This is a genomic window from Aeromicrobium sp. CF4.19, from assembly GCF_051262555.1.
GTDB lineage: Bacteria > Actinomycetota > Actinomycetes > Propionibacteriales > Nocardioidaceae > Aeromicrobium.
Genome location: NZ_JBIMEU010000004.1, coordinates 52,251 through 70,278 on the forward strand (window position 1 = coordinate 52,251; position 18,028 = coordinate 70,278).

At 70.6% G+C, this 18,028-nt stretch carries 15 protein-coding genes; 7 read left to right on the top strand and 8 right to left on the bottom strand.

The window, feature by feature from the left end; translation table 11 throughout:
- Positions 1–58: 58 nt before the first annotated feature.
- The 6 genes from proB to ACHAAC_RS10140 all read right to left on the bottom strand — a co-directional run bounded on the left by proB (position 59) and on the right by ACHAAC_RS10140 (position 7,212).
- Positions 59–1,147 carry a glutamate 5-kinase gene (proB, locus tag ACHAAC_RS10115; protein ID WP_435716055.1) on the bottom strand — a complete coding sequence of 363 codons (1,089 nt, stop codon included), beginning with the start codon at positions 1,145–1,147 and terminating at the stop codon, positions 59–61.
- Complete coding sequence (gene obgE / locus ACHAAC_RS10120) at positions 1,144–2,745, bottom strand: GTPase ObgE (RefSeq protein WP_435716056.1); 1,602 nt, start codon at positions 2,743–2,745, stop codon at positions 1,144–1,146. Before obgE ends, proB begins: the two co-directional genes overlap by 4 nt.
- A gap of 103 nt (positions 2,746–2,848) precedes the next feature.
- Positions 2,849–3,103 carry a 50S ribosomal protein L27 gene (gene rpmA, locus ACHAAC_RS10125; protein WP_435716058.1) on the bottom strand — a complete coding sequence of 85 codons (255 nt, stop codon included), beginning with the start codon at positions 3,101–3,103 and terminating at the stop codon, positions 2,849–2,851.
- A gap of 8 nt (positions 3,104–3,111) precedes the next feature.
- Positions 3,112–3,420: a 50S ribosomal protein L21 gene (gene rplU / locus ACHAAC_RS10130; RefSeq protein ID WP_435716398.1), complete on the bottom strand. Its 309-nt coding sequence runs from the start codon at positions 3,418–3,420 to the stop codon at positions 3,112–3,114.
- Between the two features lie 108 nt (positions 3,421–3,528).
- The gene (locus tag ACHAAC_RS10135) at positions 3,529–6,261 is read right to left on the bottom strand and encodes an Rne/Rng family ribonuclease (RefSeq protein WP_435716060.1); all 2,733 of its coding nucleotides are present in this window, start codon (positions 6,259–6,261) and stop codon (positions 3,529–3,531) included.
- A 171-nt stretch (positions 6,262–6,432) separates the two neighbouring features.
- Positions 6,433–7,212, bottom strand: coding sequence for a TIGR03936 family radical SAM-associated protein (locus ACHAAC_RS10140; RefSeq protein ID WP_435716061.1), 780 nt, complete (start codon positions 7,210–7,212; stop codon positions 6,433–6,435).
- A 107-nt stretch (positions 7,213–7,319) separates the two neighbouring features.
- On the opposite strand from ACHAAC_RS10140, the gene ACHAAC_RS10145 reads away from it, so the two are divergent.
- Positions 7,320–8,501, top strand: a complete 1,182-nt coding sequence (locus ACHAAC_RS10145; RefSeq protein ID WP_435716063.1) for an MFS transporter — start codon at positions 7,320–7,322, stop codon at positions 8,499–8,501.
- Positions 8,502–8,519: 18 nt separating this feature from the next.
- Here the strand turns inward: ACHAAC_RS10145 and ACHAAC_RS10150 are convergent, their stop codons facing one another.
- Positions 8,520–10,451: a TIGR03960 family B12-binding radical SAM protein gene (locus tag ACHAAC_RS10150; protein ID WP_435716065.1), complete on the bottom strand. Its 1,932-nt coding sequence runs from the start codon at positions 10,449–10,451 to the stop codon at positions 8,520–8,522.
- Between the two features lie 212 nt (positions 10,452–10,663).
- On the opposite strand from ACHAAC_RS10150, the gene ACHAAC_RS10155 reads away from it, so the two are divergent.
- Entirely contained in the window at positions 10,664–11,341 is a 678-nt protein-coding gene (locus tag ACHAAC_RS10155) for a hypothetical protein (RefSeq protein ID WP_435716066.1), read from the top strand.
- 46 nt (positions 11,342–11,387) lie between these two features.
- Here the strand turns inward: ACHAAC_RS10155 and ndk are convergent, their stop codons facing one another.
- Positions 11,388–11,798, bottom strand: a complete 411-nt coding sequence (gene ndk / locus ACHAAC_RS10160; RefSeq protein WP_435716068.1) for a nucleoside-diphosphate kinase — start codon at positions 11,796–11,798, stop codon at positions 11,388–11,390.
- A 104-nt stretch (positions 11,799–11,902) separates the two neighbouring features.
- Between ndk and ACHAAC_RS10165 the strand changes: the two genes are divergently transcribed.
- From ACHAAC_RS10165 to ACHAAC_RS10185, 5 genes are all read left to right on the top strand, one after another.
- Positions 11,903–13,651, top strand: a complete 1,749-nt coding sequence (locus ACHAAC_RS10165; protein WP_435716069.1) for a glycoside hydrolase family 13 protein — start codon at positions 11,903–11,905, stop codon at positions 13,649–13,651.
- A gap of 63 nt (positions 13,652–13,714) precedes the next feature.
- Positions 13,715–15,031, top strand: coding sequence for an extracellular solute-binding protein (locus ACHAAC_RS10170; protein ID WP_435716071.1), 1,317 nt, complete (start codon positions 13,715–13,717; stop codon positions 15,029–15,031).
- 31 nt (positions 15,032–15,062) lie between these two features.
- The gene (locus ACHAAC_RS10175) at positions 15,063–16,007 is read left to right on the top strand and encodes a carbohydrate ABC transporter permease (RefSeq protein ID WP_435716073.1); all 945 of its coding nucleotides are present in this window, start codon (positions 15,063–15,065) and stop codon (positions 16,005–16,007) included.
- Between the two features lies 1 nt (position 16,008).
- A complete protein-coding gene (locus tag ACHAAC_RS10180) occupies positions 16,009–16,854 on the top strand; it encodes a carbohydrate ABC transporter permease (protein WP_435716074.1) in 846 nt (281 codons plus the stop codon).
- 3 nt (positions 16,855–16,857) lie between these two features.
- The gene (locus ACHAAC_RS10185) at positions 16,858–18,021 is read left to right on the top strand and encodes an ABC transporter ATP-binding protein (RefSeq protein WP_435716076.1); all 1,164 of its coding nucleotides are present in this window, start codon (positions 16,858–16,860) and stop codon (positions 18,019–18,021) included.
- Positions 18,022–18,028: the final 7 nt, after the last annotated feature.

Sequence of the window (18,028 nt, forward strand, 5' to 3'; positions counted from 1 at the left end):
TCGCGCGACACGCCGTCTCAGAATCGCGAAGATGCGCCACTCGCCGATGGAGACGGGGTCAGAGGACGATGAGGTCGTCGCGGTGGACGACCTCGCGCTCGTAGTCGGCGCCGAGCTCCTCGGCCAGCTCACGCGTCGAGCGGCCGAGCAGGGCCGGCAGCTCGTCACTGTCGTAGTTGACCAGGCCGCGGGCGATGACCCGGCCGTCGTCGGTGGCCACGTCGACGGGCTCACCGGCCACGAATGCCCCGGAGACGCCGGTGATGCCGGCAGGCAGGAGCGACGCCTTGCGCACGGTGAGCGCCCGCTCCGCTCCGGGGTCCACCGTCAGCACCCCCTTGGTCTCGCTCGCGTGAGCCAGCCACAGCAGGCGCGTCGGACGACGCCGACCCGTGGGATGGAACCGTGTCCCGACGCTCTCGCCGGCCAACGCCTCCGCGGCCAGCACGGCACTGGTCAGCACCACGGGAATGCCGGCGCCCGTGGCGATCCGCGCGGCCTCGACCTTGGTGATCATCCCGCCCGTGCCGACGCGCGACGCGCTCGGCGAACCGAGGTCGATGCCGTCGAGCTCGGCGGGGTCCCGGACCTCGGCGATGCGCTCGGCCCCGGCCTGCCCGGGAGGGCCGGTGTGCAGGGCGTCGACGTCGGACAGCAGCACGAGGAGCTCGGCGTGCACGAGGTGTGCGACGAGCGCAGCCAGGCGGTCGTTGTCGCCGAAGCGGATCTCGCTCGTGGCGACCGTGTCGTTCTCGTTGACCACGGGAACGACGCCGAGCTCACGCAGCTTGGCGAAGGTCTGGTAGGCGTTGCGGTAGTGGCCGCGCCGCGTGACGTCGTCGACGGTGAGCAGCACCTGCCCAACCGTGAGGCCGTGGCGCGAGAACCGCTCGCTGTAGCGCGCCACGAGCGCCCCCTGGCCGACGCTGGCGGCGGCCTGCTGCGTCGGCAGGTCGCGCGGGCGTGACCTCAGCCCCAGCGGCCCCAGCCCCGCAGCGATGGCTCCGGAGCTCACCAGGACCACCTCGTCCCCTCGAGAGCGTGCGGCCGCGACCGCGTCGACGATCGCGTCGACCCGCTCGGGATCCAGGTGCCCCTCGGCCGTCGTGAGGGAGGACGAGCCCACCTTCACCACGATCCGGGTCACGCCCGGTCCTCCTCGTCGACCTCCGGACCGTCCTCCGCCTCGGTGTCCGGGTCGTCCTCGGGGAAGGTCCAGTCGCCGCTCTCACGAGCCTCGCGCGCCTGGATCTCGAAGGCTCGACGAGCCTGGAGCTCCTCACGTCGCGCGACGTTGGTGCGACGCGAGTTGTCGTCGAAGCGCACGTCCTCGCCACGTCGGCCGAGCACCTCGGCACCGGCGTCCACCGTCGGATCGAAGTCGAAGACGACCGCGTCGTCCCCGCCCGCTGCAGCACTCCCGCCGATGACGACATCGTCGCCGGTCTCCGCACCGAGCTTCAGCAGCTTGGCCTCGACGCCGAGCCGGTTGAGCCGGTCGGCAAGGAAGCCGACGGCCTCGTCGTTGGAGAAGTCGGTCTGCCGCACCCATCGGGTGGGCTTCTCGCCCCGCACGAGCCACTGCTTCTCTCCCGAGGGTCCCCGGGCGGGCTCGATGGTGAACTCCTCGCCCACCCCGGACTCGGCACGGGGCCGCAGCACGATGCGGGTCACCTCGACGTCGGGCGCCGCGTCACGCCGGCTGGCGACGATCTCGGCCATCGCGAAGGACAGCTCGCGCAGACCAGCCCGGCTGGCGGCGGAGACGTCGAAGACGTCGTACCCGCGCTCCTCCAGGTCGCTGCGCACGAACTCGGCGATCTGCGCGGCGTCGGGCACGTCCGTCTTGTTGAGGGCCACCAGGCGCGGTCGCTGCAGGAGGTCTGCTCCGGCAGCACCGGGCTCGAGGCCGTCGGCGTAGCGGGCGAGCTCGTTCTCGATGACGTCCAGGTCCGTGACCGGGTCCCGTCCGGGCTCGACGGTGGCGCAGTCGATGACGTGCACGAGCGCGGCGCACCGCTCGACGTGGCGCAGGAAGTCGTGCCCGAGCCCGCGCCCCTCGCTCGCACCCTCGATCAGCCCGGGGACGTCGGCGACGGTGAAGGTCGTGGCGCCGGCGGTGACGACGCCGAGGTTCGGGACGAGCGTCGTGAACGGGTAGTCGGCGATCTTGGGGCGAGCCCGGGACAGCGCGGCGATGAGGCTGGACTTGCCGGCGCTCGGGAAGCCGATGAGCCCGATGTCGGCCACGACCTTGAGCTCCAGGACGATCGCGAGCTCCTCGCCGGGCTCGCCCTTGAGGGCGAAGCCGGGGGCCTTGCGCTTGCTGGAGGCCAGGGCGGCGTTGCCCAGACCGCCACGGCCTCCGGCGGCGATGACGAGCTCCGTGCCCGGGCCGACCAGGTCGGACAGCACCTCCCCGGCCCTGCCGTCCTCGGGGGCCGCTCGGACCACGGTGCCGTCGGGCACGCGCAGCACGAGGTCGTCGCCGTTGCTGCCGCTGCGGTTGTTGCCGGCGCCCTGGGAGCCGCTGCCGGCCTTGCGGTGCGGCTCGTGGTGGTAGTCCACCAGCGTCGTGACGTCCTGCGCGACCCGCAGGATGACGTCGCCACCGTTGCCACCGTTGCCACCGTCCGGGCCCCCGAGGGGCTTGAACTTCTCCCGGTGCACGGACGCGACACCGTGCCCACCACTGCCGGCGGAGACGAGCAGGCGGACCCGGTCGACGAAGGTCGGGACGGCCACGACGTGCTCCTGGTGATCTGGGGATCCGGCCCGATCCGGGCCGGAGACGACGACAGGGGCAGTCCGCAGTGCGGACGGCCCCTGTCGACTGGGTGTCTGCTGGTTACTCGGCCGGGAGGATGTTGACGACCTTGCGACCGCGCCGGCTGCCGAACTCCACGGAGCCCGCAGCGAGCGCGAACAGGGTGTCGTCCCCACCGCGGCCCACGTTGGTGCCGGGGTGGAAGTGCGTACCGCGCTGGCGCACGATGATCTCGCCGGCGTTCACGACCTGGCCGCCGAAGCGCTTGACGCCGAGGTACTGCGCATTGGAGTCGCGGCCGTTCTTGGTGGAGGCTGCGCCCTTCTTGTGTGCCATGTCAGCTCCTACTTCGCGATTCCGGTGATCTTGACCTGGGTGTAGCGCTGGCGGTGGCCCTGGCGCTTCTTGTACCCGGTCTTGTTCTTGTACTTCTGGATGGTGATCTTGGGACCCTTGGTCTGGCCGAGGACCTCGGCGGTGACCGAGATCTTGGCGAGCTCGTCGGCACCGGCCGTGACGGCATCGCCGTCGACGTAGAGGACCGCGGGCAGCTCGACGGAGTCGCCCTCGGACCGCGTGAGACGGTCGATCTCGACGACGTCGCCCACGGCGACCTTCTGCTGCGTGCCACCACTGCGCACGATTGCGTACACCACGGGATTCCTCACTCGGTTCTGCTGGAAAGTCAACGTGAAAAGCTCAGGTCCGCGCCCACGCGAGGGGGCATGCGGAACGGCGCCCACGGGCACCGACGTCCTATTCTACGGAGAGTCGGGCGTCTCGGTCAAAACGGGGCTCGTGCCGAGCTGGTCCTCGGCCTTGTCCGTGGCCACCTCAGCCGGTTCCGCGGGGCTCTGCGGGCCGCCCGACGGGGCGTCGGACGAGCCCTCTGAGGACCCAGCGCCCTGCCCGCGGCCGTCGTCCGCCTTCTGCGCGGGCCGCGAGGCCCTGCGTCGTCCGGTCCGCGCGCCCTCGGGCTTCTTCTCCTCGGCGGCCGGCTCTGCAGGCTGCTCGGACGCCGGGGCCTCCTGGTCCTGCTTCTTCTGCTGACGGCCACCACCGTTCGAGCCGCCACCACCGTTGGAACCACCGCCCCCGCCGTTGGAACCGCCGCCGCCGCCATTGCCGCCGCCGCCGCCATTGCCGCCACCACCGCCACGCTTGCGACCGCCGCGCCGCGGGCCGTCGTCCTTGGCCGGCTCGACGGGCTCGGCCACGACGACGACGCCACGACCCTTGCAGTGGTCGCAATCGGTGCTGAAGGACTCCAGCAGCCCCGTGCCGATCCGCTTGCGCGTCATCTGCACCAGGCCGAGCGAGGTGACCTCGGCGACCTGGTGGCGAGTGCGGTCGCGCCCCAGGCACTCCACCAGACGGCGCAGCACGAGGTCACGGTTGTTCTCCAGCACCATGTCGATGAAGTCGATGACGATGATGCCGCCGATGTCGCGCAGCCTGAGCTGACGCACCATCTCCTCGGCCGCCTCGAGGTTGTTCTTGGTGACCGTCTCCTCCAGGTTGCCCCCGGAGCCGGTGAACTTGCCGGTGTTCACGTCGACGACGGTCATCGCCTCGGTGCGGTCGATGATGAGCGAGCCGCCCGAGGGCAGCCACACCTTGCGCTCCAGCGCCTTGTGGATCTGCTCGTCGAGCCGGAAGTGCTCGAAGGAGCTCTGCCCCTCGTGCTCCTGGGTACGCCACTCCTGCAGCCGCTCGGCGAGGTCGGGCGCGACGTGCTGGATGTAGCCGGAGATGTTGTCCCAGGCATCGGGGCCCTCGACCACGAGCGAGGCGAAGTCCTCGTTGAACAGGTCACGGACGACCTTGATGACGAGGTCGGGCTCGGCGTACATGAGCTGGGGCGCACCTCCCTTGCCAGCGGAGACCTGCTCGACCTTGCTCTCGATGTCCTCCCACCGCGCCTTGAGCGCCGTGACGTCACGCGTGAGCTGGTCCTCGGAGGCGCCCTCGGCGGCCGTGCGCACGATGACGCCGGCGTCATCGGGCAGGACCTCCTTGAGCAGCGCCTTGAGTCGCGCCCGCTCGGTGTCGGGCAGCTTGCGGGAGATGCCGCTGGTCTGGCCACCGGGCACGTACACCAGGAAGCGGCCGGGCAGGCTGATCTGGCTGGTGAGCCGAGCACCCTTCTGGCCGATCGGGTCCTTGGTGACCTGCACGAGGACGGTCTGCCCCGGGGACAGGGCCTCCTCGATCTTGCGGGCCTTGCCGTTCTGCACGCCGCTCCAGTCGACCTCGCCCGCGTAGATGACGGCGTTACGGCCGGCACCGATGTCGACGAAGGCCGCCTCCATGCTCGGCAGGACGTTCTGCACCTTGCCGAGGTAGACGTTGCCGATGATGGAGATCTGCGACTCGCGCGCCACGTAGTGCTCGACGAGGACGGAGTCCTCCAGCACCGCGATCTGCGTGTACGGGCTGTCGTCAGTGCCGCCGGCCCCGGCGGGGCTCTGGCGGACGATCATCTGCCGCTCGACGGACTCGCGACGGGCGAGGAACTCCGACTCCGAGACGATGGGAGCGCGACGACGCCCGGCCTCGCGGCCCTCACGGCGGCGCTGCTTCTTGGCCTCCAGCCGCGTGGAGCCGCTGACACCGGCGATCTCGTCCTCGGCGTTGCGGCCCTCGCGGACCTTGACGACGGTGTCCTCCGGGTCGTCGGCCGAGCGGGACGCGCCCTCGCCGGAACGGGCACGACGACGGCGTCGGCGGGTGCCACCTGAGCCTTCTGAGTCACCGGACTCGTCGTCGCTGGACTCCTCGCCGGAGGAGGACTCCTCACCGGAGCCCGCGTCGTCGGACTTGTTGCGACGCCGACCGCCGCGGCTGCGGCGCCGACGCTTGGCCCCACCCCCGGAGCCGGACTCGCCGGAGGAGTCGCCCTCGCGGTCGTCATCGTCATCGTCGTCGTCCGAGGCATCGTCGGACGACGTGGACCGTGCCGGCAGGACGACGGTCTCGGGCGGCTGGAACGTGGGGCCCGGAGCCGTCGCGCCAGTCTTCCTGCGGGTGCGCCCCTGGCCCTTGCTCGACGTCGTGGCGTCGTCCTTGGCGGGCTGGTCGTCCGTGGCCTCCTCGGCGCTGGAGGCGGAGTCGCCGGAGGCGGAGTCGCCGGACGGCTGGTCCGCGGCGGGCTCGACGGTCTTCTTCGCCCGGGACCGGGTGGCCTTCTTGACCGGCTTCTTCTCCGCATCGGGCGATGTACCGGGCGTCGACGGCTGCTGGGGCGCGGCGCCGCCGGCAGCGTCCTTGGCTGTGTCGTCCTTGGCTGTGTCGTCCTTGGCTGTGTCGTCCTTGGCTGGGGCCTTGGCAGCCGTCTTCTTGCGCACCGGCTTCTTCGGCGCGGCGGGCGCGGCGAAGATGTCCGTGCTGGGTGCTGCCGGCGGTCCCGCCGGGCGTCCCGCGGCGCGGCGCCTGGTCCGGGCCACGGGGGTGGAACCGTTGGTCTCGTCAGTGCTGTTGTCGTCGTCGAGCACGTGCTCTCCTTCGCCCGACGCGACGCGAGTCGCGGCCCGGGCTGTCCGTCTCGGCCCGCCGCAGCGGGCCTGAAGCCTCGGTCACCCGACGTCCGCTGTCCGTCCGCCGGGGCGACAACGCCTCGGCCTGTCACACGGCTGCCCCACCCGGCCCGCCGCGGTCGGCACCTGTCAGGGTGCGTCGCGGTCGAGGGCGAGCGGATCGCCGACCGTGCCAGCCTGTGGATCGAGGGGGCCCTGGGCCGTCCGGGTCGCCACGGGCGTCCCGTCGAGCTCAAGTCCTCCTACGGACCGCAGTCCGGCAAGAACGTCATCCGGTCGTACCGACGGTGTCTCGTGTCGGACGACCGCCTCGAGTATCGCACACGGTTGATCGGCCGGCGGGGCAGCGACGACACGCAGCGCCGCCACGGCACCCCGGACGTCCACCGTGCGGAGCCCCCGCTTGGTCATCTTCTCCACCTCCACCGCCTGCGAGGACAGGAAGGACTGCACAGCGCGCTCCAGCGCTGCCTGCGGGGCGCCGGGCAGGTCGATCGTCCACGCACTGGCCTCCAGACGGTCCGCGAGGGACCCGCCGGCCGAGCGCACGACCTCCACCACGTCCAGCCCCGGCGGGAGCGAGGCGTCGAGGCGGCGCGCCACCTCGGCGGGGTCGCACTCCGCGGTCAGCCCGATCTCCAGGAACTCGGCCTCGCTCGCCGCCCCGGTGGGCGAGGCCCCGGCGTAGGAGATCTTGGGGTGCGGCGTGTACCCGGAGCTGAAGGCGATCGGGACCTCGGCCCGACGCACCGCCCGCTCGAAGGCCCGGCCGAAGTCCCGATGGCTGGTGAACCGGAGCCGGCCGCGCTTGGCGTAACGCACGCGGAGCCTCTGGACGATGGGCAGCTGCGGGTTGGGGGCCTCGGGGTTCGGCGTGCCCTGCAGCGTCGTGCTCCCGTCTCCACTCATCCCCCGAGCCTAGTGGCGTCCCGCCCCGGGTGGGTCGGGCTGCCGATCGCGCCGGCATCGACGGGGTCGCTGCCCGGGCCGGGCCTGCGGGAGGCTTGAATGTGGACGTGAGCACGGGTGGACGCTGGTTGACGGGCATGGCCATCGTCCTGCTGGCCCTCAACCTGCGAACGGCCGTGGGCAGCATCGGCGTCGTCCTGACCTCCGTGCAGGACGACCTGGGCCTCTCCCCCACGGCGGCCGGGGTCCTGACCACCTTGCCGATGCTGTGCTTCGCCCTCGTCGGGCTCTCGACCGGGACCATCGTCCGGCGGGTCGGACTGCACCGCACGACCGCCCTGGCCCTGGTGCTCGTCGGCCTCGGCCTCGTGCTGCGGGCGACGCTCGAGGCGCCGGCGGCGTTCTTCCTGACGTCCGTCGTGGCGCTGTCGGGCGCGGCCATCGGCAACGTCGTGCTGCCGCCGTTGGCCAAGACGCACTTCCCGGACCGGGTCCCCCTCATGAGCGCGCTCTACGGCGCCGCACTGATCGGCAGCGGCTCGCTCACCTCGACCTTCACCGTCCCCGTGGCCGACGGCTTCGACAGCTGGCGCGTCGGCATCGGGGCGTGGGCGGTGCTGGCCGTCGTCGCTCTGCTGCCGTGGCTCACGATGCTGCGGCACGACGTCCACGCCTCCATCCGCCCGACCGATCGACTGCCGACCTCACGCGTCGCGCGCTCACCCCTGACGTGGGCGCTCGTGCTGTGCTTCGCGGCCCAGTCCGGCGGCGCCTACGCACAGTTCGGCTGGTTCGCCAGCATCCTTGCCGACGCCGGCGTCGACGACGCGACGGCCGGTGCGATGCTCGGCCTGCTGACCGGGGTCGGCATACCCCTCACCCTGTGCCTCCCATGGCTCATCGGACGCTGGGGCGGCACGTCGGTGCTGCCGCTGGCGTTCGGCCTGCTCACGGCCTGCGGCTGGGTCGGGCTCGTCGTGCTCCCCGCCCAGGCGCCCGCGCTGTGGGCCGTGCTGCTCGGGCTGGGTGGAGGTGCATTCACGTGGTGCCTGACGATGATCGGCCAGCGGACGCGCACGACCGCCGGCACGACCGCCCTCTCCACGCTCACGCAGGGGCCGGGCTACCTGCTGGGTGGCCTCGCGCCCTTCGGCACCGGCTTCCTGCACGACCTCACCGGCTCGTGGACGGTGCCGCTGCTCGTGCTGGCGACACTCGGAGTGGTCATCGCCGTCGCCGGGGCCTACGCCGACCGCTCCGCGCCGTTGGAGGACACCCTCGATCGTTGAGCCAGTGGCCGGGCGGGGTCAGACGACGGTGAGCGGCAGCAGGGTCTTGCCGGTGGGACCGACCTGGATCTCCAGGTCGAGCTCGGGGCAGACGCCGCAGTCGAAGCAGGGCGTCCACCGGCAGTCGTCCACCTCGACCGGCCCGTCGGGGTCGATGGCGTCCTCCCAGTCCTCCCACAGCCAGTCCTTGTCCAGGCCGGAGTCCAGGTGGTCCCACGGCAGCACCTCGTCGTGCTCCCGCTCGCGCGTGGTGTACCAGTCCAGGTCGACGACCTCGTCGGCCAGCGCCTCGACCGTCATGGCGCGCCAGCGCTCGTAGGAGAAGTTCTCGCTCCAGCCGTCGAAGCGACCCCCGTCGCGCCAGACCGCCTCGATGATCCGACCGACCCGGCGGTCGCCGCGCGAGAGCAGTCCCTCGACGATGCCGGGCTTGCCATCGTGGTAGCGGAAGCCGATCGCGCGTCCGAAGCGCTTGTCGGACTGGACGGACGCGCGGAGCTTGCGCAGCCGCTCGTCGGTGGTCTCGTGGTCCAGCTGCGAGGCCCACTGGAACGGGGTGTGCGGCTTGGGCACGAACCCGCCGATGCTGACGGTGCAGCGGATGTCGCGACGACCGGAGACCTCGCGTCCCACCTCGATGACGCGCTTGGCGAGCTCGCCGATCTGCATCACGTCCTCGTCGGTCTCGGTGGGCAGGCCGCACATGAAGTAGAGCTTCACCTGGCGCCATCCGTGGGAGTACGCGGCGGTGACCGTCCGGACGAGGTCCTCCTCGGTCACCATCTTGTTGATGACCTTGCGCAGCCGCTCGCTGCCGCCCTCGGGGGCGAACGTCAGGCCGGAGCGGCGGCCGTTGCGGCTGAACTCGTTGGCCAGGGCGATGTTGAAGGCATCGACGCGCGTGGACGGCAGGGAGAGGGAGGTGTTGGTGCCCTCGTAGCGGTCACCGAGCTGCTTGGCGACCTCGCCGATCTCGGTGTGGTCGGCGCTGGAGAGCGAGAGCAGCCCGACCTCCTGGTAGCCGGACTTCTCCAGACCGTTCTGCACCATGGAGCCGATCGTCTCGATGGAGCGCTCGCGGACCGGCCGGGTGATCATGCCGGCTTGGCAGAAGCGGCAGCCGCGGGTGCACCCGCGGAAGATCTCCACGGAGTAGCGCTCGTGAACCGTCTCGGCGAGCGGCACGAGGGGCGCCTTGGGGTACGGCCAGGAGTCGAGGTCCATCAGCGTGTGCTTGGTGACACGCCACGGCACGCCCGCACGGTTGGGCACGACCTTCTCGATGCGCCCGTCCGGGAGATAGCTGACGTCGTGGAACCTGGGGACGTAGATGCCCCCCGTGGCCGCGAACCGGAACAGCAGCTCCTCGCGTCCACCGGGACTGCCCTCGGCCTTGAACTCGCGGATGATGTCGCTGATCGCGAGGACGATCTCCTCGCCGTCGCCCAGGACCGCGGCATCGACGAAGTCCGCGATCGGCTCGGGGTTGAAGGCGCTGTGCCCGCCGGCGAGCACGACGGGGTCGTCCTCGGTGCGGTCCTTCGAGTGCAGAGCGATGCCCGCGAGGTCGAGCGCGGTGAGCATGTTGGTGTAGCCCAGCTCGGTGGCGAAGGAGATGCCCAGCACGTCGAAGGCACGCACCGGACGGTGGGCGTCGACGGTGAACTGCTCGACGCCGTTCTCGCGCATCACCGCCTCCATGTCGGCCATGACGGCGTAGGTGCGCTCGGCCAGGATCCAGTCGCGCTCGTTGAGGACCTCGTAGAGGATCTGCACGCCCTGGTTGGGCAGGCCGACCTCGTAGGCGTCGGGGTACATCAGGGCCCAGCGGACGCTGACGTCGTCCCAGTCCTTGACGGTGGCGTTGAGCTCGCCCCCCACGTACTGGATCGGCTTGGAGACGCCGGGCAGCAACGGCTCGAGGCGGGGGAACAGCGACGTGACCGGCATGGCGACCAGCCTAGTGGTGCGTCCCAGATTTGACTCCCCCTCGCAGCCCCCGGCATCCCGCCTGACTACGTTCTCGTCGGTCGCCATACAACACCGGTATGCCTCTCTCCTCGGCCTTGTCAGCCGGGCGCCGGAACCTGCTCGTGATGGGAAGCCAATTCCGAGACACACCACTAGCGACAGGCACGGTGCAGGTCGCTACCCTCGCGGCCATGGGATTGTTCTCCAGACGGGACCGACCGGGCCTCGCGGTCACCTACGCGCCGCACGGCAAGGACGGGGCGCTCGATCAGACGGTGACGCTGCGCAACGCGACCGAGGCGGGGCTGCGCCCGGTGCTGCAGTTCTCGGCGGTGGACTTCTACGGTCGACCGCTGCCCCACGTGGAGATCGGCACCGTGCTCGGCATGGATCGCGGGGCCGTCGTGGTGCCGCCGGGCTGCGAGGGCGTCGACGTGCTGCACTTCCATGGCATGGGCGCTCGCAACGTGCGCGGGGTGAACGTCTCCGCCGTCGACGTGCAGGAGCTGGACCTGTCCGACGCGACAGCGCCGATCGAGGCGCTCATGGTCGACATGACCGAGCACGCGACGCTGGACCCCACGGAGTTCTGGGGCGTGGGCGTCGTCAACCGCAACGAGGCACCGGTCAGCCTGAAGGTGACGCTCGTGGAGCTTGAGCCGGTCGGCACCGGCGGCAAGGACGCGCCCCGACAGGCCGTGGACGCCATGACGCTGACCGAGCCGGTCGAGCTCGCGTCGCAGTCGCACGACGTGGTGTGGCTGCCCGAGGAGGTGCGTGGACGGTTCCACGCCGTGCTGGCCCACCTCGACGTCCCGTGGGCCGGCCCGTCCGACGCGCCTGGGCTCCCCGGCCCCGAGGCCGTCTGAGCGAAAGACGCCGAGCCTCGTCGCTCGGGGTCCACCGGTCGAACGCTCAGACCTCGGCCGGGAACCAGAGCGCCATCTCGCGCGCGGCGGACTCCTCGGAGTCGGAGGCGTGCACGAGGTTCTCGCGGTTGGACAGCGAGAGGTCGCCGCGGATCGTGCCGGGCGCCGCCTGGCGGCCGTCGGTCGCTCCGTTGAGCGCGCGGACCACGGCGATGGCCTCGTCGCCCTCGAGCACGAGCGCCACGAGCGGCCCGGAGACGGCGAACTCGCGCAGCGGCGGGTACCAGGGCTGCTGGACGTGCTCGGCGTAGTGCTCGTCGGCCATGGCGGGGTCGATGCGCCGGTGCTGCATGGCGACGATCGTCAGCCCCTTGGCCTCGAAGCGGGACAGGATCTGGCCCACGAGTCCGCGACGGACGGCATCGGGCTTGAGCAGGACGAGGGTGCGCTGGGACATGGCGCCAAAGTACCGCCCGGGGACGGCTGTTCGCCGACCCCCTCGGTAGCGTCGTCCCCGTCCTGATGGACACCGTCTGATCGCCGAGATGCAGGGAAGCCGACATGCCGACGCAGCCGTGGTGGCGCGATGCCGTCATCTACCAGGTCTACCCACGTTCCTGGGCCGACGACGATGGCGACGGCGTGGGCGACCTGCCCGGGATCACGTCCCGGCTGGAGCACCTCGTCGACCTCGGGGTCGACGCCCTGTGGCTCTCGCCGTTCTACGTATCCCCGCAGCAGGACGGTGGGTACGACGTGGCCGACTTCACGGGCGTCGACCCGCTGTTCGGGACCCTGGCGGACTTCGACGCGCTCGTGGCCCGTGCGCACGACCTCAGGCTGCGCGTCATCGTGGACATCGTCCCCAACCACACCTCGAGCGAGCACCCGTGGTTCCGGCAGGCGTTGGCCTCGCCCCCGGGCAGTGCCGAGCGGGCACGCTACGTCTTTCGTGAGGGACGTGGCCCCGACGGCTCGGAGCCGCCCAACAACTGGGTGAGCAACTTCGGCGGACGGGCGTGGACGCGCGTCGACAGCCTGCCCGGGTCGTGGGAGGCGCAGCAGTCCGAGGACCGTGCGACCTCCCCCGCCCTCTGGTACCTGCACCTGTTCGACGTGACCCAGCCGGACCTGGACTGGACCAATCCGGTCGTGCAGGACGAGCTGGAGGACGTGCTGCGGTTCTGGCTCGATCGCGGCGTGGACGGCTTCCGCATCGACGTCGCCCACGGCCTGGCCAAGGCCGACGGTCTGCCCGACGCCGACCTGACGCTGGACCCGAACGTCGACGACACGAGCCTCCTGCCGATGTGGGACCAGCCAGCGGTGCACGACATCTACCGGCGCTGGCGGCGGTTGGTCGACTCCTACGCCTCCTCGTCAGGTGGCCCAACCCCTTCCGAGGTGTGGGCCGCTGACGACGATCGCCTCCTGTGCGCCGAGGCGTGGGTCCAGCCGCCCGAGGCGCTGGCCCGCTACGTGCGGCCCGACGAGCTGCACCAGTCGTTCAACTTCAGCTTCCTCAAGGCCCCGTGGCTCGCCGAGGATCTGCGCACCCGGATCACCGAGACCCTGCGCAGCGCGGAGACCGTGGGGGCGCCCCAGACCTGGGTGCTCTCCAACCACGACGTCGTCCGGCACGCCACGCGCCTGGGCTATGAGCAGCGCCCCGGAACCCAGCGGATCGCCGGCATCGGTGCCGCCGATCCCCAGCCCGACGCGGCCCTGGGGCTGCGTCGCGCCCGGGCCCTCACCGCGCTCATGCTGGCGCTCCCCGGCTCGGCCTACCTCTACCAAGGCGAGGAGCTGGGGCTGCCCGAGGCCACGACGCTGCCCGACGACGCCCGCCAGGACCCGACGTGGGTCCGGTCCGGGCACACGAGCCGTGGCCGCGACGGCTGCCGCGTCCCCGTGCCGTGGTCGGCGGACGGCCCCAGCCTTGGCTTCGGGCCCGGCGAGGGCTGGCTCCCACAGCCGTCCAGCTTCGAGGGGTTCTCCCCGGACCAGCAGCGCGGCGTCGAGGGGTCGACGCTCGAGCTGTACCGCTCGCTGCTGGGCCTACGCCGAGACCTGCGGCTCGGGCGCGGGTCCCTGACCTGGGCCGAGGAGCACCCGGAGTCCGCCGTCGTCTTCACGTCCACGACGCCCGACGGCGTCCGCGTCCTCGTGGTCGCGAACCCGGGGCCCGACCCGGTCCGCCTGCCCGAGGGGGCGCAGGTCCTCGTCGCGACCGGCACTCTCGTCGACACGAGCGTGCCGACGGACGTGACCGTCTGGGCCCGACTGCCCTGGCCCCGTGTTGCACCGTGACTCGACCCGCGCGTAGGTTGCTCATGACGTGAGCATCGTCACAACGGCGGGAAGAAGGCGGACATGGTGAGGCGACCGAGACCACGCATCGCGGTGGCAGCCGCTGCCTCGGTGCTCGCGCTGGGCACCCTGGCCGCCTGCGGCGGGTCCGAGGGCAAGCCGACGCTCAACTGGTACATCAATCCGGACGGGCAGGACACGCTCAACGAGCTCGCCGAGCAGTGCAGCACCGACGAGTACGACATCGCCATCCAGCTCCTGCCCGCCAGTGCCACCGACCAGCGCACCCAGCTCGCCCGCCGTCTGGCGGCCAGCGACAGCTCCACCGACCTGATGAGTCTGGACCCGGTCTTCGTGCCGGAGTTCGCGAACGCCGGGTGGCTCGCCCCCTTCGAGGGAGAGCAGGCCGACGCGGTGCTGGACGACGACGTCCTCGCGGGCGCGGCCGAGACCGTGCAGTGGGAGGACGAGGTCGTCGCCGCGCCGCAGTGGGCCAACACCCAGGTGCTCTGGTACCGCCAGTCCCTGGCCGAGGCCGCCGGCCTGGACATGACCCAGCCGGTCACGTGGGACGAGGTCATCGACGCCGCCGACGCCGAGGGCGGCACCGTGGGCGTGCAGGCCAACCGCTACGAGGCCTACGTCGTCTGGATCAACTCCCTCATCCAGGGCGCCGGTGGCGACATCCTGGACCCCGACACGGTGGAGGACGGTCGTGACGCCGAGGTCACCATCGACTCCGAGGCAGGCGCCGCGGCCGCCGCCGTCATCCAGCGGCTCGCCGACTCCAGCGCCGCCCAGCCGGACTTCACGACCTCCAACGAGGGCACCAGCCTCGGCCAGATGTTCCCCGCCGACGGCCCCGGCTCGTTCATGACGAACTGGACCTTCGTGTACAAGAACTACGAGGGTCTCGTCGGTGAGTCGGGCGGTCCCGCGGACGAGCAGGAGTTCGAGGACTTCGCCTGGGCCCGGTACCCGCAGACCGTCGAGGGCGAGGAGTCGCGTCCGCCGATCGGCGGCATCGACATCGGCGTCGGCGCCTTCTCCGAGAACGTCGATCTCGCCCAGGAGGCCGCGGTGTGCGTGTCCTCCTCCGAGGCGCAAGCGGCACTCGCGGTGAACGAGGGCCTCATGCCGACGCGGCAGTCGGTCTATGACTCCCCCGAGCTGCAGGAGGCCTACCCCGCCGACCTGCTCGCGCTCTACAGCGACAGCATCGACACCGGCGGCCCGCGACCCAAGAGCGCCTTCTACAGCCAGATCTCCACCGCCGTGCAGTCGCGGTGGCACTCACCGACCTCCGTCGACCCCGAGACGACGCCGAGCGAGTCCGCCGACTTCCTCTCGGCAATCCTGAGCGGAGAGGCACTGCTGTGACCCACCAGAAGCCCATCCCGGAGGTGGCGACGTGAGCACGGGCGTGCAGGAGAAGCCTGACAGGGAGCGGAAGGCGCCGAAGCCGCCGCCGTCCGACCGCTCTCGCGCCGAGAGTCGACTCGCCTTCAAGCTCGTGGCCCCGGTCGTCGCCCTGATGCTGCTGGTCACCGCGTTCCCGATGCTGCGGGCGCTCTACCTGTCGCTCTTCGACTACTCCCTGACGGCGCCAGACGACCGCCAGTTCATCGGCCTCGGCAACTACCTCACCGCCCTGACCGACCGGCTGTTCTGGACCACCACCGCCAACACCGTGATGATCATGGTCGTCACGGTCCTCTTCGAGCTCGTCATCGGCTTCGCCTTCGCGATGGTGATGCACAAGGTGATCTTCGCCCGCGGCCTCATCCGCACCTCGATCCTCATCCCCTACGGCATCATCACCGTCGTCTCCGGCTTCGCCTGGCAGTTCGCCTTCTCCAACACCAACGGCTTCGTCAACGACGTGCTGCCCTTCATCGGCACCGACTTCAACTGGTTCGCCGAGTACGAGACGTCGATGATCGCCATCATGGCCTCGGAGATCTGGAAGACCACCCCCTTCATGTCGCTGCTCCTGCTCGCCGGCCTGGCCCAGGTGTCCGAGGACATGCTGGAGGCCGCGAAGGTCGACGGCGCCACGTGGTGGCAGCGGCTCTGGAAGGTGATCCTGCCGAACATGCGGGCGGCCATCATGGTGGCCGTGCTCTTCCGCGCCCTCGACGCCTACCGCATCTTCGACAACATCTTCGTGATGACCGCCGGCGCCAACGGCACGGAGTCGATCTCCTTCCTGACCTACAAGCAGGTCATCGAGCAGTTCCAGCTCGGCATCGGATCGGCGCTCTCGGTGCTGCTGTTCCTGTCGGTGCTCGTGGTCGCCTACGTCATCGTCAAGCTGTTCAGGGTGGACCTCTCCTCCGCCAGGCAGGAGAGCTGACATGTCCAAGGACCTGAAGTCGAAGATCGGCACCACGCTCGGAGTCGCGCTCATCCTCGCCTGGTGCCTGCTGCCGGTCGCCTGGATCATCTCGCTGTCGTTCAAGTCCCAGGAGGCCGTGACGAACGGCAGCCCGGGCTTCCTCCCCCGGTCCGGGGGCGGCGCCGGCTTCGAGAACTACCGGCAGGTCCTGACCGACGAGAACTTCCTGCTCGCCATCCGCAACTCCGTCGTCGTGTGCCTGAGCGCCACCGTGCTGTCCGTGGCCCTCGCGACCCTCGCGGCCTACGCCATCGCGCGACTGGAGTTCGCCGGCAAGAAGTTCGTCCTGACGACCGCCCTGGTCATCGCGATGTTCCCGGTCGTCTCGCTCGTCGGGCCCCTGTTCGACATGTGGCGCACCATCGGGCTCTACGACACGTGGTGGGGCCTGATGATCCCCTACATCTCCTTCACACTGCCCCTGGCGATCTGGACGCTCTCGGCGTTCTTCCGCGAGATCCCGTGGGAGATGGAGCAGGCCGCCCAGGTCGACGGCGCCACGTCGTGGCAGGCCTTCCGCAAGGTCATCGTGCCGCTCGCCGCACCCGGTGTGTTCACCGCGGCGATCCTGACGTTCTTCTTCGCGTGGAACGACTTCGTCTTCGGCATCTCCCTGACGTCGACGGAGAACGCCCGCCCGATCCCCGCGGCGCTGTCGTTCTTCGTCGGTGCGGACCCGTTCAACCGGCCGGCCTCGCTGCTGGCCGCCGCCGCCGTCGTCGCCACCATCCCCATCGTCGTCCTCGTCCTGTTCTTCCAGCGCAAGATCGTCGCGGGCCTCACGGCCGGCGCAGTGAAGGGTTGATCCATGGCCACCATCGAGATGAAGAACATCGTCAAGGAGTACGGGGACGGCTTCCCCGCGGTCAACGACATCAGCATCGACGTCGCCGACGGGGAGTTCCTGATCCTGGTCGGGCCGTCCGGCTGCGGAAAGTCGACCCTGCTGAGGATGATCGTCGGCCTGGAGGACATCACCTCCGGCGACATGGTGATCGGTGGCACGAAGGTCAACGACCTCGCCCCGCGCGACCGCAACCTGTCGATGGTCTTCCAGAACTACGCGCTGTACCCGCACCTGACGGTCTACGAGAACATCGCCTTCCCGCTGCGCTTGGCCAAGGCCAGCGACAGCGAGGTCGATGCCAAGGTCCGCGAGGCCAGCAAGACGCTCGACCTCGACGAGCACCTGCAGCGCAAGCCGGGCAACCTCTCCGGCGGCCAGCGCCAGCGCGTGGCGATGGGCCGGGCCATCGTGCGCGACGCCAAGGCCTTCCTCTTCGACGAGCCGCTGTCGAACCTCGACGCCAAGCTCCGTGGCCAGATGCGTACCGAGATCGCCCGTCTGCAGAAGAAGCTGGGCATCACGACGGTGTACGTCACCCACGACCAGACCGAGGCCATGACGCTGGGCGACCGCGTGGCTGTCCTGAAGCGTGGCAACCTGCAGCAGCTGGCCACGCCCCGTGAGCTCTACGAGCAGCCGGTCAACCTGTTCGTGGCCGGTTTCATCGGCTCACCGCCGATGAACTTCCTGCCCGCGACCGTCGAGGGCGGCCAGGTGACGCTGCCCTTCGGCACGTTCCCGCTGGCCGCGGACAAGGCCGAGCGGACAGCCGGCAAGGGCCTGCTCATGGCCGGCATCCGGCCCGAGCACTTCGAGGACGTCTCCGTCATCGATGACGGGTCCGTGGACACCTCGCGCACCTTCGAGGCGCAGATCGACGTCCGGGAGTGGCTCGGGGACCAGCAGTACGCCTACGTTCCCTACGATGCCGAGGCCAAGGTCCAGGACCAGCTGCGCGAGCTCGCCGCCGAGTCCGACAGCGAGTCGCTGCGCACCCAGCTGGTGGTCTCGCTCGACGCGTCCAGCACCGACACGGACGATGAGAACACCACCTTGTTCATCGACACCGACCGGATGCACCTGTTCGACCCGGCCTCGGGCGAGAACCTGACCGTCGGGCTCTAGCAGCCAC